Source organism: Spongiactinospora sp. TRM90649 (genome assembly GCF_029382225.1).
Classification (GTDB): Bacteria; Actinomycetota; Actinomycetes; order Streptosporangiales; family Streptosporangiaceae; genus Spongiactinospora.
On sequence record NZ_JARLTC010000025.1, the window covers coordinates 164565 to 186321 of the forward strand.

The following is a 21757-nucleotide window of genomic DNA, read 5'->3' on the forward strand; positions in this document are numbered from 1 at the left end:
GCTTGCGCGTCACCCCGGCATGCACGGCCGCTTCCCCTGGGTGAACGCATCGGGGCACTCACATCGGTGACGGGCACGGCTGGGAGCACGTTTTTTCGTGGTCCTCCCCGCCGCGTGTCCGCGGCAGGAGGATTTGCACTTGTCCTACGACGCTAGCTCAATCACCGTACTCGAAGGGCTGGAGGCGGTCCGCAAGCGCCCCGGCATGTACATCGGCTCGACTGGTGAGCGCGGGCTCCACCACCTCGTCTACGAGGTCGTGGACAACGCCGTCGACGAGGCTCTGGCAGGCGTCTGCGACAACATCGAGGTCACGCTGCTGGCCGACAACGGCGTCAGGGTGATCGACAACGGCCGAGGCATCCCGGTGGGCATCGTCGAGGCCGAGGGACGGCCGGCGGTCGAGGTCGTGCTGACGGTCCTGCACGCGGGCGGAAAGTTCGATAGCAAGTCCTATGCCGTCTCCGGCGGCCTGCACGGCGTCGGCGTGTCGGTGGTCAACGCGCTGTCCTCCAAGCTCGCGGTCGAGATCCGCACCGAGGGCCACTACTGGCGGCAGTCCTACGACCAGTCCAGGCCCACCGCGCCGCTGGCCAAGGGCGAGCCGGCCGCCGACACCGGCACGTCGATCACCTTCTGGGCCGACGACACGATCTTCGAGACCACCACGTGGAACTTCGAGACGCTGTCGCGCCGCTTCCAGGAGATGGCCTTCCTCAACAAGGGCCTCACGATCACGCTGCGCGACGAGCGGGCCGACCACATCAACGGCGAGCCGCATGTGGTGACCTACTGCTACGAGGGCGGCATCTCCGACTTCGTCTCGCACATCAACTCCAAGAAGGAGCCGGTCCACAACTCGGTGGTCGACTTCGAGTCGCACAGCGAGGGCATCTCCGTCGAGATCGCCATGCAGTGGAACAGCAGCTACACCGAGTCGGTCTACACCTTCGCCAACACCATCAACACCGCCGAGGGCGGCACCCACGAGGAGGGCTTCCGCGCGGCGCTGACGTCGATCGTCAACCGCTACGCGCGTGAGCAGCGGTTCCTCAAGGAGGGCAAGGACGACAACCTCAGCGGCGAGGACATCCGCGAAGGGCTCACCGCGATCATCTCGGTGAAGCTCGCGGACCCGCAGTTCGAGGGGCAGACCAAGACGAAGCTGGGCAACACCGAGGCCAAGTCGTTCGTGCAGAAGGCGTGCAACGACCACCTGCGCGACTGGTTCGAGCGCAACCCGGGCGAGGCCAAGGAGATCATCAACAAGTCGCTCCAGGCGTCCAGGGCGCGGATCGCCGCGCGCCAGGCGCGCGACCTGACCCGGCGCAAGTCGCTGCTGGAGTCCGGGTCCGGCCTGCCCGGCAAGCTGGCCGACTGCCAGTGGAGCGAGCCCGACAAGTGCGAGCTGTTCATCGTCGAGGGAGACTCGGCGGGCGGCTCGGCCAAGGGCGGCCGCGACTCGCGTTTTCAGGCGATCCTGCCGATCCGCGGCAAGATCCTCAACGTGGAGAAGGCGCGGATCGACAAGGTCCTGCAGAACGCCGAGGTCCAGGCGCTGATCACCGCGCTCGGCACCGGCGTGCACGACGAGTTCGACATCGCCAAGCTGCGCTATCACAAGATCATCCTGATGGCCGACGCCGACGTGGACGGCCAGCACATCAACACGCTGTTGCTCACGCTGCTCTTCCGGTTCATGCGCCCGCTGATCGAGGCCGGTCACGTCTACCTGTCCCAGCCTCCGCTGTACAAGATCAAGTGGGACCGCCGGGGCGACGACGCCTCCTACGCGTACTCCGACAAGGAACGCGACGCCGTCATCGAGGCGGGCATCGCCGCGGGCAAGCAGGACCCTCGGCCGCGCGACAACGTGCAGCGGTTCAAGGGTCTGGGCGAGATGAACGCCGCCCAGTTGTGGGACACCACCATGAACCCCGACACGCGTCTGCTGCTGCAGGTCACACTGGACGACGCGGCCCAGGCCGACGAACTGTTCAGCGTGCTCATGGGCGAAGACGTCGAGGCCCGGCGCGACTTCATCATCCGCAACGCGCGTGACGTCCGCTTCCTCGATGTCTGACGTCGACGACGACCTGGGCGGACTCGTATGAGAAAAGGAACCTTGATCCCGTGACGGAAGTGAACACCACTCCTCCGGCCGACCGCATCGAGCCGGTCGACATCCAGTCCGAGATGCAGCGCAGCTACATGGACTACGCGATGTCGGTCATCGTCTCGCGGGCGCTGCCGGACGTGCGTGACGGCCTCAAGCCGGTGCATCGCCGTGTCCTTTACGCCATGTACGACGGCGGTTATCGCCCCGATCGCGGCTACTTCAAGTGCTCGCGCGTCGTCGGTGACGTGATGGGGTCCTACCACCCGCACGGCGACACCTCGATCTACGACGCGCTGGTCCGGCTGGCGCAGCCGTGGTCGCTGCGCTACCCGCTGGTGGACGGCCAGGGCAACTTCGGGTCTCCGGGCAACGACCCGGCGGCGGCCATGCGATACACCGAGGCCAAGCTGGCCCCGATCGCGATGGAGCTGCTGCGCGACATCGACAAGGAGACCGTCGACTTCCAGCCCAACTACGACGGGCGCTCGCAGGAGCCGTCCGTCCTGCCGTCCCGCATTCCGAACCTGCTGGTCAACGGCTCGGGCGGAATCGCGGTCGGCATGGCCACCAACATCCCGCCGCACAACCTGCGCGAGGTGGCCGAGGCCGTCAAGTGGTGTCTTGAGCACCCCGACGCCACCGACGAGGAGCTGCTCGACGCCACCGTCGGCCTGGTCAAGGGCCCCGACTTCCCCACCGGCGCGCTGATCGTGGGACGCCGGGGCATCGAGGAGGCCTACCGCACCGGCCGCGGCTCGATCACCATGCGGGCGGTCGCGGAGTTCGAGGAAGACGCCAAGGGCCGGCAGTGCCTGGTCGTCACCGAGCTGCCCTACCAGGTCAACCCGGACAACCTGGCGCTGAAGATCGCGCAGTTGGTGCGCGAGGGCAAGGTCAGCGGCATCGCCGACGTCCGCGACGAAAGCTCCGCGCGGGTCGGTCGGCGCCTGGTGATCGTGCTCAAGCGCGACGCGGTGGCCAAGGTCGTGCTGAACAACCTGTACAAGCACACCCAGCTCCAGGACACCTTCGGGGCCAACATGCTGGCCCTGGTCGACGGCGTGCCGCGCACGCTCCGGATCGACCAGTTCATCCGCCACTACGTGGTGCACCAGATCGAGGTCATCGTCCGGCGCACCCGCTACCTGCTGCGCAAGGCGGAGGAGCGGGCGCACATCCTGAGCGGGCTGCTGAAGGCCCTGGATCGCCTCGACGACGTCATCGCCCTCATCCGGGCCTCCGAGTCCGCCTCCGTGGCCCAGCAGGGCCTGATGGGGCTGCTGGAGATCGACGAGGTCCAGGCGCAGGCGATCCTGGACATGCAGCTGCGCAAGCTCGCCGCCCTGGAGCGCCAGCAGATCCAGGACGAGCACGACACGCTGATGGCGCAGATCGCCGACTACAACGACATCCTCGCGTCCGAGGCGCGGCAGCGGCAGATCGTCGGCGACGAGCTGACCGAGATCGCCGGCAAGTACGGCGACGACCGCAAGACGGAGATCATCGCCTACGACGGCGACATGTCCATGGAAGACCTCATCGCCGAGGAGGACATGGTCGTCACGATCACGCGGGGCGGATACGCCAAGCGCAGCCGTACCGACCTGTACCGGGCGCAGAAGCGCGGCGGCAAGGGGGTGCGCGGCGCGCAGCTCCGCCAGGACGACATCGTCGACCACTTCTTCGTCACCACGACCCACCACTGGCTGCTGTTCTTCACCAACAAGGGCCGCGTCTACCGGGTCAAGGCCTACGAGCTCCCCGACGCCGCGCGCGACGCCCGGGGCCAGCACCTGGCCAACCTGCTGGCCATGCAGCCCGACGAGGTGGTCATGGAGGTCCTCGACCTCCGCGACTACTCCGTCGCTCCCTACCTGGTCCTCGCCACCCGCAGCGGCCTGGTGAAGAAGACCCGCCTGGCGGAGTACGACTCGCCGCGCTCCGGCGGTCTGATCGCCATCAACCTGCGCGACGACGACGAGGTCATCGCCGCCCGGCTGGTCTCCGAGGACGACGACCTGCTGCTGGTCTCCCGGGGCGCCCAGTCGATCAGGTTCACCGCCTCCGACGAGGCCCTGCGTCCCATGGGCCGGGCCACGAGCGGGGTCATCGGCATGCGATTCGTCGGTGGAGACGAGCTTTTGTCGATGAATGTGGTCGGAGACGGCGATGATGTGTTAATCGCCACGGAGGGCGGGTATGCCAAGCGCACCCCCGCTGATCAGTATCCGGTGCAGGGACGAGGCGGTAAGGGAGTCCTGACAGCGAAGATCGTCAGTGCCCGTGGCAAGCTGGTCGGTGCGGTCATGGTCCGCCCCGAGGACGAGGTCTTCGCCATCACGTCCGCTGGAGGGGTGATCCGGACGAGCGCCGCGGAGATCAAGCAGTCGGGACGTCAGACCATGGGAGTGCGTTTGATGAACCTCGCGGAGGGCGACAGCGTCGTGGCCCTCGCCCGCAACGCGGAGTCGTTGGAGACTGTGGAAGATGCTGTTTCCGGGGGAGAAGAAGCGGTTTCTGAAGCTTCCGGAGCTTCCGAGGCTTCCGGGGGAGGAGACTAGTCCATGAACGCCCAGGCGAAACCCGGCGGGGGCGCGGGGCCGGGCAAGGGGCCGGGTGGCCCCGGCCAGGGCGCCGCGGGTTCTGCAGGTTCGGGCGGGAACTCGCAGCGCAAGCCCCCGGCCGCTGCTTCAGTACCGCGTAACCAGGTGACGGAGAAAATGGATAAGACCACCGAAAGTGATAGAACCGAGGTGGCGGAGTCTCCATCTCCCGGCCCGGGCAGCCACGGTTCCAAGGGGCCGGGTGGCCCCGGCTCTCAGGGCGGGCCCGGCGGCAAGGGGGGTCCGCACGGCGGTCCCGGTCAGGGCAGCCCGGGTGGGCCTGGTGGCCCTGGTGGCCCTGGTGGTCCGCACGGCGTGCCCGGCCCCGGTCCGGGCGGTCCGGGCGCTGCCGGCTCGCTCGGCGGCAAGAGCCCGAACGGCCCGGCGGGCGCCCGCGGCGGCTCCGGGGTGAAGCCCGCCCCGCCCGGTTCGGCACCCACCCAGAACCCAGGACGGCCAGGCCCGGTCGCCCCCTCGGGAGACGGCGCGCGCTCGTCCGACCTCCAACTGCGCGGCCTGGGCGACTCCCTCACGTCCTCCAGTTCCACCTCGGGCTCCAAGCAGGGCAAGGGCGCCGGCGGCCGTGCCCCGCGCAAGGCCCACCTGGTGCTCCGCCGCATCGAGCCCTGGTCCGCCATGAAGTTCAGCTTCGTGGTGTCGCTGGTCTGCTTCGTGATCCTGTTCGTGGCCGTCGCCGTCCTGTACGGCGTGCTGAGCGCCGTCGGCGTCTTCGACTCCATCATCGACACCGTCAACCAGCTCACCAACCCGGACGGCAACGCCACCAACGCCATCGACGCCTCGGCCTGGTTCGACCCGGTCCGCATCCTCGGCTTCACCGCCCTGGTCGGCGCGATCAACGTCGTCCTCATCACCGCCCTGGCCACCCTCGGCTCGGTCATCTACAACCTCGCCTCCGACGTAGTCGGCGGCGTCGAGGTGACCTTCAGCGAGGCCGAGTGACCTTCCCAGCCCCACCCCCCGCGGGCATCCACCCGCGGGGGCAACGGCCCACCCACCCAGCGAAACACGGTAAGCTTTTCCCCAACGGCCACCGGTTCGCCTCAGCCCCCCTGATGCGATAACCTCGGTGGGCCGCACCACGAGGGGCTATAGCTCAGACGGTTAGAGCGCTTCCCTGATAAGGAAGAGGTCCCAGGTTCAAGTCCTGGTAGCCCCACATCGACAAACGCCCCGAAGCGATCAAGCTCCGGGGCTTTTTGCTGCAACGCGTACTGCAACGGCCTTCACGTGAACAGGTCGTTGACCTTGCCGATCGCGCTCTGGCGGCTCTCCTCGTCGCCGTGCGTGTAGATCTCCATCGTTACCGCGATCCGGCTGTGGCCGAGGATCTCCATCGCATCGCGGGGAGCGACCCCGAGCTTCTTGAGCAACGACGCTGCGGTGTGCCGGAGATCGTGGACCCGGATCGGCCGGAGCCCTTCGGCCGCGATGATGCGCGCGAACGAGCGGGCGAGGTTGCGCGGCTCGATCGGACGGCCGGACTTCGTGGTGAACACGAGCCCGGTCTCCACCCAGCTCTCCCCCGCACGCTCCCTGCGGATCTTCTGCCCGCCTCGCTGGATCTCCAGGGCCTCCCGGACGATGCCCACCATGGGCAGCGAGCGTTTCCTCGCCCGCGTCTTGACGGGTGCCTCGTGCAGGTCGGTGCCGACGCGAATGAGCTGCTGGCGGATGTGGACCTGGTCCTCGTCGAAGTCCACGTCGGCCCAGCGGAGGCCGAGGGCTTCGCCGCGCCGCAGGCCGTACACCAGGAGCAGTACGAAGGCCGGGTACAGCGGATCGAAGCGGGCCACCTGGAGAAAGGCCCGCGCTTCGGCCGCCGTCCACGGCTGATCGCGCTTGGCTTCGATGGGTGGGAGGGTCGCCAGCCGGGCGACGTTGCGGCTCAGGATCTCCTCACGCATGGCCCTGGTGAGAGCGGTACTCAGGACGTTCCGCATGGCATGGATGGTGCCGATCGCGTGGTCCCCGTTGAGCCTGCCGTTGAGGAACCCCTGAACGTCGGCCACGGTCAGGCGGTCGAGCTTCTTACGGCCGAGCCCCGGCTTGAGGTAGAGCCGGACCATGGTCTCGTACTTGGCGAAGGTCGTCCTGCGGACCGAGTGGCGAGCCACCTCGTTGAGCCAGTAGTCGAGGTACTCCCCCACCTTCCACGGACGGTCAGCGGCGGGAACGCCCCGCCTGGACTTGATCTTGAGATCGTCGATCTTCGCGCGCACCTCGTCGGAGGTCTTGCCGTACACGGTCTTGCGCTTCTCCGTGCCATCGGTGATGAGGACGTACACCTGTCCACACCACTTGCCGTCCGCCCGCTGGTACACGGTCCCCTCGTTGTTGGCCCGCCGCCGTCGGCTTCTCTTCTTGCGCTCGTCCGGGATGGTGGTCATCACGCCGCGTCCTCCATGAGCTGATCGATGAGTTGGGTGATCGAGGCAACCGGCACGAGCCGACGTCGACCGGCCTTGAGGGTCTTGAGCTGTCCCGTGCGGATGAACTTGTAGGGGTCCACCGGCTGACGCGGAGCTGGCCGGCGGCTTCATCGACTGTGAGAACGGGTCCGTCCATCGCTGCTCCTATGCCGCTTCGGGAGTTGCCGAAAGACCGAGTGCGCTGGCTTCCAACCGGCGCAGGTGTTCGCGCCAGCGTTGGCGTTCGCTGATGGAGCGCAGGAGCCGTACGGCCAGCGGTGGTACGTTGCCGTCTCCGGCCGGGACGGGTTTCCATGTGTAGCGGTGTGGGTCGGTGGGTTCGTTATCCAGGCCGAGGGCTTGCAGGACCCAGGTGCGGCGGTCCTGCTTGTGCTCGGCAAGGGTCTTGTTGGACCACTTGCGGCTCACGAGGACGCGGCGGCCCGCGTAGCCGAGGTGGCCGGGCTTGTGGGCCTTGCCCCGGCACCGTCCGGGGACCATGCCGGGTTGGCGTGCTTGGGCTGGACGCCGTAGCGCAGCCAGTTCGGGCAGGACGGCGAGCAGGGCTCGTAGCGCAGAGCCTCCACCAGCCGCGCCACATGCTCACGCCGGGGCCGGGTCCATGTCGTCGAGGGTGTCGCCGAGGCTCTTGGTCAGGTACCGGATCGCCTGGTCGGCATCGGGGGTACCGGCGAGCACGCCCTGAACATCGAGCTGGTCGCCGAAGCGCAGCACGTGGGCCGGTTCGACTACGTCGTCGAGGGCTTGTTCCCAGGTGGGCAGGATCTCGCCGGTGGCCGGGTCGAGGTAGCCCGCGCCGTCCTCCCACTGCGGCAGGTGATCGCCCTCGAAGATCACGCGGTCGGTGGTGGGCCACCACACCTGGTGGTAGGTGGCCGCCGCGATCTGCCGCATCTCCCTTCTTGGGAGGGTGCCCCGGATGGCCATGTGCAGATGCGGCGCGAGCCGTTTCTGCGGTTCGACGGTGGCGAAGTACTGCACGTCATACCCGGCCACCCGGCGCAGGTTCTGCACGAACCGGTCGATCAGCTTGGAGAAGTGCAGCGCGTCCCGCGCGGCGCGGGCGTAGTCGTAGGTATCCGGGGCGATCGGCACGCCATCGCGCACCTTGCCGTAGGAGGGCAGGGTCAGGGTGCGGAACAGCGAGGGCCGGTAGGTCTTGCCGCCGGGGCCGGTGAAGGTCCGGCCGAGGGCGGTGGCCGCCATCGCCCGCTTGGGCAGGTCAGGGGCGTCCTGTCTGCGCCGGGTCGAGCGGTTGCGCTTGCCCGTGGCACGGCCGAGAACGTTGCCGCGCATCCCGGCTTGGTTGATCTCGGCGTCGATCCCGGCGATGGCCGCGTCCAGATCGGCGGTGTCCTGCCCGTTGTCGGCGCGTGGTCGCGCTGGGCCTGGACGTCGGCGCGGAACTCCACCAGCCACCGTTGAGCCTCACTCGGCGGGTCGGGGGTGATGGCGGGTTCGTCCTCCAGGTGCCAGCCCTCCCGGCACTGCGCCATGCGAAGCTGCCGGTTACGCCGGGCGCACGGCTCGCACACCGCTTCCAGGGTGGCCCCGCATGGAACGTCGATGATCTCGGATGCTCCAGTGCGGGTGTCGGTCCTGCGCAGCGGGACGGGGCGGATGCACACCCCGTGCTGCTTGGCGACCTCGATGGCGACGTCGCGGGCCTGTGGCATGGCCTGGCGGACCGCTCGGGGAAGCGAGCGATCGGGGTTCATTCGGCCTCGCCCCCCACGGTGTGCTCGGCGGTCATGGCGCGGATGTCGGTATCGGAGACGTAGGCCGCGCGGACCCGGACCGGATCGGGGGAGGTCTCCAGCCGGACGTAGGCGACCCCGGCCCCCAGGCGCGGGATGGGCGAGATGTGGTCGGCGAGCGCTCCCCGGTCCCGTGCACCGTCGCCGAGGACCATGTCCACCTGCTCGGACTCGTCCAGTCTGAGGGCGATCTTGTCGGGGAACAGGTTGCGGATGTTCATGACCTCCTTGCGCGGGTCCTGGAGGGCGGCCAGGACGCCGACACCGACCGCCCGGCCCTGCGTGGTCAGCGTCGCCAGAGCGGCGGTGATCCGCAGCTTCAATCCCTTGTCGGATTGGTAGGCGGTGAGGAACGCCACCTCGTCCACCACGACCAGGATGAACGGGCCATCGGTGGTGGGGGTGTGGTTGCGCCGGTGGCCCGCGAACCGGTCGGCTCGTTCCTGCATCAACTTGACGGCGTCTTCCAGCAAATCAGCGCAGTCGGCCGGGTCGGCGGCGTAGCGGGAGCCGAACAGGGCACGGCCGTAGGACAGTTCCATCCGTTTGGGGTCCAGCGCCCAGATCTGCACCAGCCCCGCGCGGACGGCGGGCAGCAGGCCACGGATCACCGACCAGATGATCGAGCCTTTGCCGGCCCCGGTCGCTCCGGCGACCAGGACGTGCGTGCCGTGCAGGTTGAGCCGCCAGGGCGTGCCGTCCTCATACCGCCCGATCTCCACCGCCCCCACCGCCGTCACCACGTCCGCCGATCGGGGCATGGGCAGCGCGGGCAGTGGCACGGCGAGCGGGTCACGGCGGAGGAAGGTCAAGGTGAGGCGTCCGGCCCGGCTGATCGCGACCCGGCAGGAGGGGGCGCCGAAGGCGTGCGCGAGGTGCTCGGCGCGGTCGGCCCAGTCCTTGACGGCCTGGCCGGTGAGCATCTTGACGGTGACCTGGTCACACCAGGACGTGCAGGCCACGCGGAGCAGGTGGGGCAGGTAGTCCCGGCCGCGCAGGTGACGGCCCAGGCCGGAGATCATCATGGCGGGTTGCCAGTGCCGCCGGTAGACCCAGACGCGTCGCCAGAACGCCAGCAACGGCATTCCGATCCAGCGGGCGAAGACGGCCGGATCGATCAACGCCCAGCCGGTCAGACATGTGGCGATCGACGCCAGCGCGACGGCGGCGACCTGCCAGCCGAACGCGACGGTGAGCCCGCCCAGCGCTGTCGTTGCACCGACCGCGATGGGGTGGGCGATGACCAGCCGCACGCACGCGGCCAGCAGCCGCCACATCGTGATGACGATGGTGAGCACGGCGGGGGTACGGACGACGGCCGGGCGGAACACCACGGCGGTGTCGGGGGTGGTGGACGAGGCTCCGGGCCTCGTCGCCGGGCAGCTTCTTGAACATTAGACTTCGGGTCCTCTCGTGATGTGGAGCATCGGGAGAGATCGTTTGGGGGCCGCCGGAAGTTGGCGCTTTCGGCGGTCCCGCCCAGACCGTTCAGGCCGCGCCGCGACCGTTTCGCGCGTGCTGGTTGTGCCGGTGGAGGCGTTCGCAGTCGGCCAGGTACCGCGCGGTCGCGGCGTGCAACCGGCGGGCCAGCGCCAGGTCATCGGCGGTGACCATCACCCCGCCGGTAGTGGAGACAGACACGCGGGCCTGGTCGGTGGCCAGGTCCAGGCACGGCCGGGCGCCGTCCACCAGGAGGGTGCCGACCCGCAGGTACGGGGTGCGGAACGTCACCCCGACCGAGGTCGCCCCATCGGCCTCGATGGAGATCGTCAGGAACGTGTACGGGTCGATGACCGGCACGACGTCGGAGAGCCCGATCTGGGTGGTCATCACGCGGCGTCCTTTCCGGCAGCCGCGACCTTGCCGGTCGTAGTGGCAGGCGCGGTACCGGTTGCGGTGGCGCGCGGGGCGTGGACGGCACGGACCCGGATCGAGTACGCCAGCCGGTTGGTACCGGAGTGGACGTACGGCGTGACGGTGATGTCGTCGAACTCGACCGGCGTGAACGGCAGCCCGGCGACCGCAGGCGGCAGGACCGGCTGCTCGGCGGCGAGGATCTTCACCGACACGGTCTTCCGCGCCGCCTTCAGCGTCGGGTCGGCGTCCATGACCGCGACCTGCCAGACCGGCTCGCCGGTGTGCTTGTCGCGGGACTGCACGAACCGCTCGCGGGTGGAGGCGTCGAAGTCCTTGACGGGCTCGACCTCCCCGACGAGGTAGCAGCCGTGCGGGAACAGGTGGGCGAAGGTGACGGGGATGGGGCCGTGCAGTGCCATGGTCAATCTCCATGATCTCGATTACTCGACAACTCGTATTGTCGAGTTGCCAGAACGGTACCCACTGTGAGCGCACTCGACAAGGCGAGTTGGCGGCCAGCACGTGTGACTTACATCACACTAGAGTGGATAGGCGTCTTCCAGCTCATGGAGATGACCTGGCATGACGAGGTCGGCGACGAGCACAGTCCGAGCGCTGGAGTCGAAGACGCTGGCAAGCACGGTCAGGACGGCGGCGGACCTGCTTAGGCCGAGATGCTTGGCCTCGTTGCTCGTTGGATGTCGCGCAGCGAGCCGTTCCACCACATTGGTGAGCCGAACGCCCTTCGCGGCTTGCAGGTGATTGCGTATGCCGACGTTCAGAGGCTCGAACCCTCCAAGCGCCGTTCCCTGCGCCACGTCCACAGGCGTCCAGATCGTCAAAAGGTCGATCGGTTGATCGTTATCGGAGAACAGAACACGTCGCATCGCCACCGCGGACTTGACGGGTACGCCCAGCAGGTTCGCGACGACGGCGGGGGCCTGGTGCTCGCCTGAGTCGATCACGCTGCCTCTCTCGTCCGCTTCGATACGGTCGAGCGCCGCGCGGCCCGGCCGCGTTCCTTCCTCAGGGATGGGAGGGGCGGCCTTGACGTAGGAGCCCTTGCCGTGTTCGCGATCAATGACCCCCCGCAGTTGCAGTACCTGCAGCGCGCGCACAACCGTGGGCCGGGAGACGGAGAACTCCCGTACGAGTTGAGTCTCGGAAGGCAGCAGCGAGCCAGGGGGATACGTGCCATCGTCGATCTTTCGCCTGATCGCTTGCACTATCCGGGCATATTTCGGTGGTGCGTACTCCTCGGGCGCCATGACGACCTCACAACAACTCGACTTGTCGTTAAGGCTACCTGCGATCAGTTCCGATGTCTGCCCCTACCGAATTCCGCGAATGCGCTGATCAGAACGCCGCGCCGCACTCCCGATGCCGAGGCCGCCCCCGAGCGCGTGCCAACGCGTGCCCTCGGCTTCGTCAGCCTGCCCCAGGGTGTGAGTGACGCATCCGGTAGGACCCTGGTGGATACGCGAGGCGAGCAGACACTGCTGAGCAGGTCGCGGTATGCAGCGACCTGGGGGCGGAACGGGCCGTGGCGTAGCCCGGCGAGCGCGGTGACGTGGGAAGAGATTCCCTTGCATTCCCTATGAGGGAGAGGGACTGCACGTCCTGCCGCGCTGGTCGGTGATCATGTGCCACTCCGCGTCGGTCACCGGCGGAAGGTCGAGTCGGTGGGCGGCGTCGTTCAGGGCGTCGCGGGACAGGTCCCAGCTTCGCACCAGGTCGACGGCGTAGGGGTTGGGATGGCGGGCGACGATCACCGCGATGGAGGCGCGGGCCCGGGCGAGGATCGCGCGGGTGACCGCGATCTCCTCCGCTGTGGGGGGTGGATGCTCACTGCGGTTCCACTGTGGACCCATCCACATGCGCGGCCTCCAAGCCGTAGAAGTGATCTTTGCTTCGCAGGACCTGGTAGCGGCGCGTGAGGGTGCGCGCGGCGGCCGGAAGGTCGTCGGCGTTGTAGTTGGTGAAGAGCAACCGCCGGGTACGAGGCGAGACCTTGCCGTTCCACCAGCGCACGCATGTTCCGTCGGTCCACACGACAAGATCCGTCCAGAGCGACACCAGTGCAATACGATCTCCGGCGTGCAGATCAGTACTAATACCGTACTCCGCCAGTAATACCTGCAATCGTTCCGCTAGCTGTATCGCAGGTGATGCTTTCTCGCCATACCGTCCCATGATTCGTTCATCGCCACGCCAGAGGCTGAATACGACGGTGTCCTTCGCGGGTCGCACAAGTCTTACCTCCTTTAACACGACCGGTTGTGCGGCCCGGACCTTCCGCGACCCTTTTCGGGGGCCGATGGCACCGGGGCCGGGCCGAACGGTGGGATCTCGGTCGATGGGTCAGCCGACACCGTGTCGACGGTCATCCCGCCCGCCGCCGCCTGATCACCGGCATCGCGGCAGTACAGGCAGGCGGTCCGGGTTCGCTCCCCAGGCATGACCTCGGTGGAGCCGTCGGCGACCAGACCACGCCGGGCAGCGACGTACTTCCAGCCCCGGCCCGCACAGTGTCCACACCCCTCAGCCATGGCTAAAGGATCGTGCCGGGCCATGTCGCGTCTCGACCGCGCGAATGCGTCTTCTTCGTCCGTGCTGTTCCTCATCGTTTCGTCTTCGTGTCGTCTTGGACGCGAAGCGTGGTTACGCTGGAAAACGATGACCGGACAAGCCCAGTCGCAGGCGGTGGCCGAACCACCGATTCTGTTGAAGACGCTGCTTCGCCAGCGCCATTGGCAGACGTACAGCACCTTCTGTGCGGAATACGACAAAGCCGCGCAGACGGTTGATCGTACTCTTATGGGAAAATGGCCCAGCCGTACGCAACTTCACCGCTGGCTGTCCGGTGAGCTGAAGGGCCTGCCGTACTCCGGGCACTGCCGCGTCCTGGAGGCGATGTTCCCCGACCGCACCGCCGAGGAACTCTTCGCATCGGCCGTCGTCGAGGTGCCCGCACCCCGGCAGGAACCGGCCCCGCTCCCTGCCGAGGACGGCCCGCGATTCGCGGATGTGACGGCGGTGTTCAGCAGCCGATCGGCGTTCACCGCCGCCTACCCGCCCTCATCACTGTTCGACGGAGCCACACGGATCAGCGCCGCCGGCCTCTCCCTCAACATCCTCTGCCAGAGCTACCCCGACCACCAGCTCCGGCGACTCCTGGACGGCGGCACCCACATCCGCTGCCTGTTCCTGGACCCACACGGTCAGGCCATCAAAGCCAGGGAAGCCGAAGAGGGATACACCGACTCCGGTCTCACCACCCTGACCGCCCTGAACATCGGCATCCTGACCAGGCTCCGAACCCGCCTGACCTCCGACGCCGCCGAGCGGCTTCAGATCGCTGTCTATGACGAGACCATCAGATTCAACATCCTGATCGTGGACCAGGCGACCTGCGTCGTCCAGCCCTACCTGCCCCAGGCTCGGGGCGTCGACTCACCCACCTTCGTGATCAGCGACAACACCGCCGCCGAGGGCCTGTTCCCGATCTTCGACCAGGTCTTCACCTCACTGTGGGAGCGGAGCCGCCCCGTATGACCACCGACACCAAAGCCCTGCTGCCGATCGCCGGGCGGGCCGTGGCCATCGCCCACGAAATCGTCCGCACCCACGCCCCCAAGACCATCAGCCTCAAGGGGGATCGCGACATGGTCACCGAGGTCGATCTCGCCGTCGAGCACGCCGTCCGCGATTTCCTCACCGAAGAGACACCCGAGATCGGCTTCCTGGGCGAGGAGGAAGGCCCTATCATCCGCGACGGCGGCGGCCTGCTCTGGGCCCTGGACCCGATCGACGGCACCGCCAACTTCACCCACGGCATCCCCCTGTGCGGCATCTCCCTCGGCCTCATCGACGACGACCGCTCCATCCTCGGCGTCATCGACCTGCCGTTCCTGGACATGCTCTACGCCGCCGCCGACGGCCACGGGGCCACCTGCAACGACGACCCCATCCACACCGGGGGAGTCGCCGACCTGGACGCCGCCATCGTGTCCCTCGGCGACTACGCGGTAGGGGAGAACGCCGAACGCAAGAACCGCGTCCGTGTCCCTCTCACCCACCACCTCGCTGCCCGCGTGCAGCGCGTCCGCATGTACGGCTCGGCCGCGATCGACCTGGCCTGGGTCGCCGAGGGCAAGACCGACGCCTGCGTCATGCTCTCCAACAACCCCTGGGACACCGCCGCAGGAGTCGCCATCGCCCGCGAAGCCGGAGCCCTGGTCACCGACGCCACAGGCCGCCCCCACACCATGCGCTCAACGGCCACCATCGCCGCAGCCCCGGCCATCCTCAGCCAGCTCATCGCCGTCCTCGCCGAATCAGGCGCATAGCTCTGCCGAATTGTTCTCATAGGTATCAAGCGCGGCGCTCCGCGCCGCCCGTGGCCCGAGCCGCAGGCCGCACGCTGCGCTTGCGGCCTGGAGGCCGTTCTCGCGCGCGCCCGCGCTCGGGCCACGGATCCAAACGGATGAGGGTAAACGGGGCCGCAGGTCCAATTAGCCGACGTGAAATGTCGCAGCAACCTAATCAATGGTTCGATCCGCGTCGGCGAATTCTCCGACCGGACGTGTCCACTGTTCTATCAGTACATAACCGTCCTGTAGGGAGCTGAGAGCCCGAGTCAGCTTGTTGAGTGGCCTGCTTAGATCTCTACTGACATTCTTGCTTCGGTTGATATTCTGGACCAACTCATCCATTCCACGCACTACCGGATACATGTTCTGAGCCAGGTCGCTCATTGTCCTGATGAAGGTCGCCCGCTCCTCTGCTGTACTGGCTCCCGAACCCTCTTGAAGCTCTCGAATGGCGGCGAGCACAGCAGGATTGATGGTTACGATCTGATCTGCGTAACGGTTCGCAATTGCCATCAGACGGTCGGCGATCGGATCTATTTGTGTTGCAAACTTACGCATCAGTTGAAGACGACCCGTAAAACCCTTGCCTGCTTGGTCATTTGCACGTAGCTCTTCGGCCATGGGGACCACAGCCTCTTGCAGTTCATGCATCAAGCGTACGAGGTCCTCCATGCTCTGGACCCATATAGGAATAGCTGCTTCCGCGTCGGCCATGATATCGATGATCCCTGGACCATCCACAATCGGCGCGTCCTTCGCCAGTCCCTCGGCAGTCGGTAGTTCGGGAGGGTTCTCCTGTAGTGCGTCTGCAATATCGACCAGGCGGGTTGCGAGATGGTTCACCGCCTCGCGGTATGTCGACGAATTCTCATCTAGTAGGCGGAGTTGACGCCAATCGGAATACTGGGTGCGCCTGATCAGAGAGACGATCTCATCGTCGCTATCTTCGGAGTCGTCCAACTGCCTGATGGGCGCGTAAATTATGGGTAGAAATAGCTCCTTCAACCCCAGGCTCTCCGCTTTGCCGACGAAGTTTAGGAGTTCCCTGCGGCATTCTGTCGCCCGCAGGCCGCGTCGGCCTACCGTGCCCTCACGGATGAGCACAGCCTCCTCCCGAGGGGGGATGCGCGTAGCGCCGGGGCGCTGCCAGGGTTGGAAGTAGGCGGCCGCGGGGCCGCCCTGATCCGGAAGGACTCCAGCAGTGTTATCGGGACACACCAGGGTGATGCGGGGTTCGGCGCTGATCGCGGGCCTCGCGCTCGCGGGCGGGCTCACCGCGACCGCTCCCGCCGTGGCGGCGGAGCAGGCCGAACTCACCGCGCCGACTCTCACCGGCCAGTACGACGTCGGCACCACCGACCTCCACCTCGTCGACCCGTCCCGCCCCGATCCGTGGAAACCGGAACGGCGCCGGGAACTCATGGTCACCGTCACCTACCCGGCCGACCGGTTCGCCGGGGGCCCGCGGGCACCGTGGGTCACGCCCGGCATGAGCACTGTCATCGACCAGGCGCTGGCGAGCGAGGACTTCCTCGATCTCCCGGCCGGCTCCATCGACTGGGCATCGGCGAAGCGAAGAGCCAAGACCGGCGTCCCCGTGGCGCACGGCGCGCCGAAGTCGGTCGCGCTCTTCTCTCCCGGCTTCGGCTACCCGCGGGAGATGTACACGGCGATCGTCGACGATCTGGCGAGCCGCGGCTACGTGGTGGTCTCGCTCTCGCACACCTACGAGAGCCTGGCGGTCGACTTTCCTGGCGGGCGGCTCGAACTCGCGGTGTCCGAGGCTGATGACTCCGAACTCAAGAAGGCGATTGACGCCCGGGTCGCCGACAGCCGGTTCGTCCTCGACCAGCTCACGGAGATCACCCAGGGCAAGAACCCCGACGCGGGGAAGCGGCCGCTGCCCCGCGGGCTCGGCCGGTCGCTCGACCTGTCCCGGGTCGGCGCCTATGGGCACTCATCCGGCGGGTTCACCGCGGGCGAGACGATGGTCCACGACCGCCGTGTCGACGCCGGGATCAACCTGGACGGCGCGATGGCGACCGCGATCGGCTATCCCCCGGGAAATCCTTACGTGCCGGGCGAAGTCACGAAACGCGGCCTAGACAGGCCGTTCCTCCTGATGGGCGCCGTGGGCATCGACGCGAACGGGAAACCGCTCGAGCACACGCACCGGAATCCAGAATTCGACCGCAGCTGGGCGGACTTCTGGGCCAGCCAGCGAGGCTGGAAGCGGGATCTGCTCCTGCGCGGCGGCAGCACACACCTGGCTTACAGCGATCTGCAGAGCATCGTGCCGCAACTCGGCGCGCGCGTGGCGCCGGAGAAGCGTGAGGCGGTCATCGGCACCATCGATCCCCGTCGTTCGCTGGCCGCGCAACGGGACTACATCGGCGCGTTCTTCGATCTGCACCTTCGCGGACGGGACCGGCACCTGTTCGACGGTGAATCCCCTGGGTACCCGGACATTGACTTCATCGACTAGGCCCTCCACTCGAGTCGCCGTCACCAGGGGCAAGGTAGCCCTGCGTGACGATGGTGACGGTGAGTGATTCGCAGAACTCGATTGTGCGAGGTCAGGGTTGCCCTTGTTCGACGAGGCGTTCGCCCAGGTCACCGTTCGCAGAACTCCTCTCACAACCGACGTTCTGAAGACGGTTCTGAGATGTCCACGACCTGCGCGAAAGCTCTACTTCGCCCCTGGTGACACCGGGTCGAGGAACGAGAGGACAGCCACTAGCGGTGAGATGGATCATGGTGCAGATGGCCACCACGACCTGCGGAAATACTCAAGGTCGCGTTGTCGCGTCAGACTCTTCCGCCACGTTCAGGCCGACGCCGGCTCACGTACACAGACATACGGCGATCATGACACGGCGATCATGAGCATCAGGGCGGGCCGTGGTCGGCCGCGCTCGTCTTTTCGCAGCGACGGCAGGACCGGTGACGGTCGGCAGCGGCCGACGCAGTGCCCGGTGAGTGCGGTGAGGGCCGGCCGTTTCAGGGTCGTACCGGCCGCCGACCTGCTCGGCGAGGCGTGGCGGGTGGCGGAGACCGTGGCGGGCATGTCCACGCCGATCGTCATGATGGCCAAGGAGAGCGTGAACCGCGCTTTTGAGACCACGCTCGCCGGAGGCGTCCGCTTCGAACGGCGGAGCTTCCACGCGACCTTCGCGACCGCCGACCAGAAAGAGGGCATGGCCGCCTTCACCGAGAAGCGCCCCGCCGTCTTCACCAACCGCTGAAAACCAGATCAGGAAAGGTGCCGTTCGGCACGCGAGGCCGGTTCGGAGGCACGTTTCGGCGGGCCCTATGCCGTGCCCGTGGCGCGCAGGCTTCATGTCTCTCGCATCGGGAGAGCTCGTGTACGCCTGCGTGGTTACGGCACTGGATGATCACTGTTCGAGGACGGTCTTACGCATGATCACCTGTGCCGGGCCGCGCACGGCCACGGCCTGCCATCCCCTGCTGCGGTAGAGGCCGATCGCGGCCCGTGCACCGGCGTGCGTGGACAGCCATTTGGTGCCACCGGTGGCGGCGGCGAGGACGGCGTCGTGCAGGGCCAGGCCGAGTCGGGTTCCGCATGATTCGGGTACGACGGCGAGTTCCCTGAAAGTGAAGTCGTCGTCCGGCGGTTTCGCGAGCGCGAGGGCCAGCGCCGAGCAGCGGTGGCCGTAGGCGAAGCCGTGCACCTCGTCATCGGTGAGTGCCAGGGCGAGGACGAAACCCGGGCGTTCGCTGTCGGCCAGGAGGCGGGAGGCGACGCTTCTGGCGACCGGGCACGGTTCGCGCCACGGTGGTCTGGTGAAACTCCGTTCGCCTATGTCGGCGATCGAGAGGATGTGGCGCTCCACATCGTGTGGGGGAACGAGACGGACCACGGCACCCGGTCGTCCGGGCGGGCCGATCGGACGGAGCCGCGGGCGGGCGGGTGCCGGGTCCATCGGCTCAGGCGCCCGTGGCCTCGGTGTAGCGCGCGATGACGTCGTTCCAGTTGACCAGGCCCCACAGCTTCTCCACGTAGTCCGGGCGGACGTTGCGGTACTGCAGGTAGTAGGCGTGTTCCCAGGCGTCGAACACGAGCAGCGGAGTGGTGTTCATGCCCACGTTGCCGTGGTGGTCGTAGATCTGCTCGACGACCAGGCGGCGGCCGAGCGGCTCCCAGGCCAGCACGCCCCAGCCGGAGCCCTGGACGGTGGCGGTGGCGGTGGTGAGCTGCTTCTGGAACGCCTCGAAGGTGCCGAAGTGCTCGGTGATGGCGTCGCCGAGCGCGCCGTCGGGGCGGTCCCCGCCGTCGGGTGAGAGGTTCTGCCAGAAGATCGTGTGCAGCACGTGGCCGGACAGGTTGAAGGCGAAGGTCTTCTCCAGGCCGACCAGCCCGCCGAACTCGCTCTTGTCGCGGGCCTCGGAGAGCCTCTCCAGGGTGTCGTTGGCCCCCTTGACGTAGGCGGCGTGGTGCTTGGCGTGATGGAGCTCCAGGATCTCCCCGGTGATCGCCGGCTCCAGGGCGGCGTAGTCGTAGGGCATGTCAGGAAGCGAGTACTGACCCATCGTCTATCCCCTTGTCCCAGTAACTGCAAGCTATATGCAACAACGTCAGTATTGCAGGAGGACGCCGTACGGGCCCGCAGCGACCCAGGGCACGATCCGCAGGCATTGCCCGGGTAACTCGCCAGGTGGGGGGTTAAGACGTATAGGTCCCATACGCCCAAAGTGCGGATAGATTGCAGATGCAAGGGGATTGCAGTGAGGAGGTGGCTTTCATCAGGGTGCATGGAGGACCGATGGGCACGGCGATGGACCCGGCCCTCGCGGAGCTGCTCGTCAACCGGGGGTTACGCCGGACGAGCCCGCGAATGGCCATTCTGCGGATCCTTGAGCAGGCCGCCACTCATCTGAGCGTCGCGGAGCTGCGCAGCCGAGCCCACGAGGAACAGCCGACGATCAACATGTCCACGGTGTATAGAAACGTCTCGACAATGAGGGAATGCGGCGTGCTGCACAGCGTCGACCATGCGGGAGAGACGCTGTTCGGCCTGGTCATGCCGCCGCATCACCACCTCGTCTGCGAGCGGTGCGGCGTGCTCGTCGAGATCCCCGTGGAACGACTCGACTCGTTCGTGGCACAGCTTGCCACCCGGTGCGGCTTCGACCTCAATCCGACCGGGCAGGTGCTGCACGGTCGCTGTCGCCGGTGCCAGACCGGTCGGCGTCCGCCGACGCCTTCCGCCGTTCGCTGAACTCCCGCAGGACCGCCTCGCGTACGGCGGCCGCAAGCCGGTCGACGTACAGCATGCCGTCGAGGTGATCGGTCTCGTGCTGGAAGCAGCGGGCCAGCACACCCGTGCCCTGGACGGTGATCGGTGCCCCGGCGACGTCGAAGCCGTGGCAGATCGCCCGGTCGGGCCGGCCGTCACCAGGAGGTCGCCAACCGCGGCGATCATGGCGCCGTTGTCGGTGCAGAGCGCGGCGGACGGAATGCGAAGCGCGATGCCGGCGGGCATTCGGGCTGTTCGCCACGAAGGCCCTGGCTTCGCATGAGTACTCCACCACGCGCAGCGCCGCTCAGCGCGGCCTGTACGAACGATCCGCCCGCACCCGGGCCAACCTGGGCCGCGGCCAGGGACTGGCCCGTTCGGGCGAACTGGCCACGCTCGCCCATGACGGCCGGCCGTCCACCGGGCAACGCCGCGACGCCCGCGGGAACTCGCCACCGGACGCCGGACCCGAACGACCGCCGCCGAGGCCCGCCTCTCCCAGGGCTTGCGCGACCTGGGGTTCGAGCAGGTGGGCGACGGCCTGCGCCACCTGTACGCCGAGCGGCGGCACAGCATCGAGGACTTGGCCGCCCGGCTCGGCGTGAGCCGGGCCGTACTGCGCCGCAACCTGCTCGCCCACGCCATCCCCGTACGAGCCATCGGCACGAACAGCGCCGCCGGCAGGCGCTCCCGGACCGGCACGAACATCGCCCGAGCCGCCGCCCGGGTCGGAAGGGCCGATCTGCACCAGTGGCTCACCGAACACCGCGCCCAAGGCTGGACGCTCACCCGGTTGGCCGCGGCCGTGGGCCACAGCATCCCTGGGTCCGTGCCCGTCTGGCCGAGACCTAGAGCGGGCCGAACGTACGGGCAGCTCCGGGATCAGCACCAGGCACGGGATTCCACCGAGGCGTCTTCCGGGAAGCCATCAGGCCGACGTACGCCTGAACGACCAGGAGGGTGCGGAAACGGATTCAAGCCACATGCCGATCCGCCTATCCCCTGAAAGCCCACCGTTCCGTCTCGCGCCGAAGAAGATCTGCGGATCTTCGGGAACCAGCCGGGCTCTTCGCCCGACTTGTCGGTTGTCCGATGCCCAACCGGGAGCCGGCCGAGCCGCTTCCCAGGAAAGGAGGAAACATCATGATCAAGAAGCCCCTCGTGATCGTGGTCCGTCGGAAGAAGACCCGCAGCCGGTTGCTGAACAACCACATCTGACGGGTCGAGAAGGGGGGGGGGGGGGGGGCCGGCGGGGCCCCCCGCTCCGGCGGGTCGGGGGCTCCGGTCGCCCGTCACCGCCACCGGGGCTCCCGACCTCCTGCCGCCCGCCGCTGGGG

General features: G+C 67.6%; 22 protein-coding genes, 1 tRNA gene and 1 pseudogene. 9 read left to right on the forward strand and 15 right to left on the reverse strand.

Annotated features, from left to right (window positions below):
* Window positions 1-139 precede the first annotated feature (139 nt).
* From gyrB to P3X83_RS26585, 4 genes are all read left to right on the forward strand, one after another.
* On the forward strand, window positions 140-2083 hold the full coding sequence (gene gyrB / locus P3X83_RS26570; RefSeq protein ID WP_277307941.1) for a DNA topoisomerase (ATP-hydrolyzing) subunit B: 1944 nt from the start codon (window positions 140-142) through the stop codon (window positions 2081-2083).
* A 50-nt stretch (window positions 2084-2133) separates the two neighbouring features.
* Complete coding sequence (gene gyrA, locus P3X83_RS26575) at window positions 2134-4680, forward strand: DNA gyrase subunit A (protein WP_277307942.1); 2547 nt, start codon at window positions 2134-2136, stop codon at window positions 4678-4680.
* 357 nt (window positions 4681-5037) lie between these two features.
* Complete coding sequence (locus P3X83_RS26580) at window positions 5038-5685, forward strand: DUF3566 domain-containing protein (RefSeq protein ID WP_277307943.1); 648 nt, start codon at window positions 5038-5040, stop codon at window positions 5683-5685.
* A 143-nt stretch (window positions 5686-5828) separates the two neighbouring features.
* Window positions 5829-5902: transfer RNA gene (locus P3X83_RS26585), tRNA-Ile, on the forward strand.
* Window positions 5903-5969: 67 nt separating this feature from the next.
* On the opposite strand, the gene P3X83_RS26590 is transcribed toward P3X83_RS26585, so the two are convergent.
* The 10 genes and pseudogenes from P3X83_RS26590 to P3X83_RS26630 all read right to left on the reverse strand — a co-directional run bounded on the left by P3X83_RS26590 (window position 5970) and on the right by P3X83_RS26630 (window position 13039).
* Window positions 5970-7133 (reverse strand): site-specific integrase, encoded by a 1164-nt coding sequence (locus P3X83_RS26590; RefSeq protein WP_277307944.1) that lies wholly within the window; start codon window positions 7131-7133, stop codon window positions 5970-5972.
* Complete coding sequence (locus P3X83_RS26595; RefSeq protein ID WP_277307945.1) at window positions 7133-7255, reverse strand: hypothetical protein; 123 nt, start codon at window positions 7253-7255, stop codon at window positions 7133-7135. The genes P3X83_RS26590 and P3X83_RS26595 overlap by 1 nt, the downstream gene beginning before the upstream one ends.
* Before the next feature lie 64 nt (window positions 7256-7319).
* Window positions 7320-8402, reverse strand: a pseudogene (locus P3X83_RS26600) (replication initiator); the annotation flags it as partial.
* On the reverse strand, window positions 8303-8893 hold the full coding sequence (locus P3X83_RS43365; RefSeq protein WP_346742750.1) for a replication initiator: 591 nt from the start codon (window positions 8891-8893) through the stop codon (window positions 8303-8305). The pseudogene P3X83_RS26600 and the gene P3X83_RS43365, both read right to left, overlap by 100 nt.
* The gene (locus P3X83_RS26605) at window positions 8890-10263 is read right to left on the reverse strand and encodes an FtsK/SpoIIIE domain-containing protein (RefSeq protein WP_277307946.1); all 1374 of its coding nucleotides are present in this window, start codon (window positions 10261-10263) and stop codon (window positions 8890-8892) included. The genes P3X83_RS43365 and P3X83_RS26605 overlap by 4 nt, the downstream gene beginning before the upstream one ends.
* Window positions 10264-10420: 157 nt before the next feature.
* Window positions 10421-10762 (reverse strand): hypothetical protein, encoded by a 342-nt coding sequence (locus tag P3X83_RS26610; protein WP_277307947.1) that lies wholly within the window; start codon window positions 10760-10762, stop codon window positions 10421-10423.
* The gene (locus P3X83_RS26615) at window positions 10762-11208 is read right to left on the reverse strand and encodes a plasmid replication, integration and excision activator (RefSeq protein WP_277307948.1); all 447 of its coding nucleotides are present in this window, start codon (window positions 11206-11208) and stop codon (window positions 10762-10764) included. The genes P3X83_RS26610 and P3X83_RS26615 overlap by 1 nt, the downstream gene beginning before the upstream one ends.
* A gap of 120 nt (window positions 11209-11328) precedes the next feature.
* Entirely contained in the window at window positions 11329-12057 is a 729-nt protein-coding gene (locus P3X83_RS26620) for a GntR family transcriptional regulator (RefSeq protein WP_277307950.1), read from the reverse strand.
* A gap of 327 nt (window positions 12058-12384) precedes the next feature.
* Window positions 12385-12660, reverse strand: a complete 276-nt coding sequence (locus tag P3X83_RS26625; protein ID WP_277307951.1) for a hypothetical protein — start codon at window positions 12658-12660, stop codon at window positions 12385-12387.
* Entirely contained in the window at window positions 12635-13039 is a 405-nt protein-coding gene (locus tag P3X83_RS26630) for a hypothetical protein (protein WP_277307953.1), read from the reverse strand. The genes P3X83_RS26625 and P3X83_RS26630 overlap by 26 nt, the downstream gene beginning before the upstream one ends.
* Before the next feature lie 321 nt (window positions 13040-13360).
* Between P3X83_RS26630 and P3X83_RS26635 the strand changes: the two genes are divergently transcribed.
* Together P3X83_RS26635 and P3X83_RS26640 are read left to right on the forward strand one after the other, a co-directional pair.
* Window positions 13361-14344, forward strand: a complete 984-nt coding sequence (locus P3X83_RS26635) for a DUF5919 domain-containing protein (RefSeq protein WP_277307954.1) — start codon at window positions 13361-13363, stop codon at window positions 14342-14344.
* Complete coding sequence (locus P3X83_RS26640) at window positions 14341-15138, forward strand: inositol monophosphatase family protein (RefSeq protein ID WP_277307955.1); 798 nt, start codon at window positions 14341-14343, stop codon at window positions 15136-15138. The genes P3X83_RS26635 and P3X83_RS26640 overlap by 4 nt, the downstream gene beginning before the upstream one ends.
* Before the next feature lie 192 nt (window positions 15139-15330).
* Here P3X83_RS26640 and P3X83_RS26645 read toward each other — a convergent pair whose 3' ends face one another.
* Window positions 15331-16266, reverse strand: a complete 936-nt coding sequence (locus P3X83_RS26645; protein ID WP_277307956.1) for a hypothetical protein — start codon at window positions 16264-16266, stop codon at window positions 15331-15333.
* A 121-nt stretch (window positions 16267-16387) separates the two neighbouring features.
* On the opposite strand from P3X83_RS26645, the gene P3X83_RS26650 reads away from it, so the two are divergent.
* Window positions 16388-17647 (forward strand): lipase, encoded by a 1260-nt coding sequence (locus tag P3X83_RS26650; RefSeq protein WP_277307957.1) that lies wholly within the window; start codon window positions 16388-16390, stop codon window positions 17645-17647.
* 499 nt (window positions 17648-18146) lie between these two features.
* The gene (locus P3X83_RS26655) at window positions 18147-18407 is read left to right on the forward strand and encodes an enoyl-CoA hydratase-related protein (RefSeq protein WP_277307958.1); all 261 of its coding nucleotides are present in this window, start codon (window positions 18147-18149) and stop codon (window positions 18405-18407) included.
* A gap of 150 nt (window positions 18408-18557) precedes the next feature.
* On the opposite strand, the gene P3X83_RS26660 is transcribed toward P3X83_RS26655, so the two are convergent.
* A complete protein-coding gene (locus P3X83_RS26660; RefSeq protein WP_277307959.1) occupies window positions 18558-19016 on the reverse strand; it encodes a GNAT family N-acetyltransferase in 459 nt (152 codons plus the stop codon).
* Between the two features lie 94 nt (window positions 19017-19110).
* Window positions 19111-19713: a superoxide dismutase gene (locus P3X83_RS26665; RefSeq protein ID WP_277307960.1), complete on the reverse strand. Its 603-nt coding sequence runs from the start codon at window positions 19711-19713 to the stop codon at window positions 19111-19113.
* 233 nt (window positions 19714-19946) lie between these two features.
* Here P3X83_RS26665 and P3X83_RS26670 point away from each other — a divergent pair, with 233 nt between their 5' ends.
* Window positions 19947-20402, forward strand: coding sequence for a Fur family transcriptional regulator (locus P3X83_RS26670; RefSeq protein ID WP_277307961.1), 456 nt, complete (start codon window positions 19947-19949; stop codon window positions 20400-20402).
* On the opposite strand, the gene P3X83_RS26675 is transcribed toward P3X83_RS26670, so the two are convergent.
* Window positions 20317-20556, reverse strand: coding sequence for a peptide deformylase (locus P3X83_RS26675; RefSeq protein WP_346742752.1), 240 nt, complete (start codon window positions 20554-20556; stop codon window positions 20317-20319). The genes P3X83_RS26670 and P3X83_RS26675 overlap by 86 nt on opposite strands.
* 171 nt (window positions 20557-20727) lie before the next feature.
* A complete protein-coding gene (locus P3X83_RS26680) occupies window positions 20728-21195 on the reverse strand; it encodes a hypothetical protein (protein ID WP_277307962.1) in 468 nt (155 codons plus the stop codon).
* Window positions 21196-21757 lie beyond the last annotated feature (562 nt).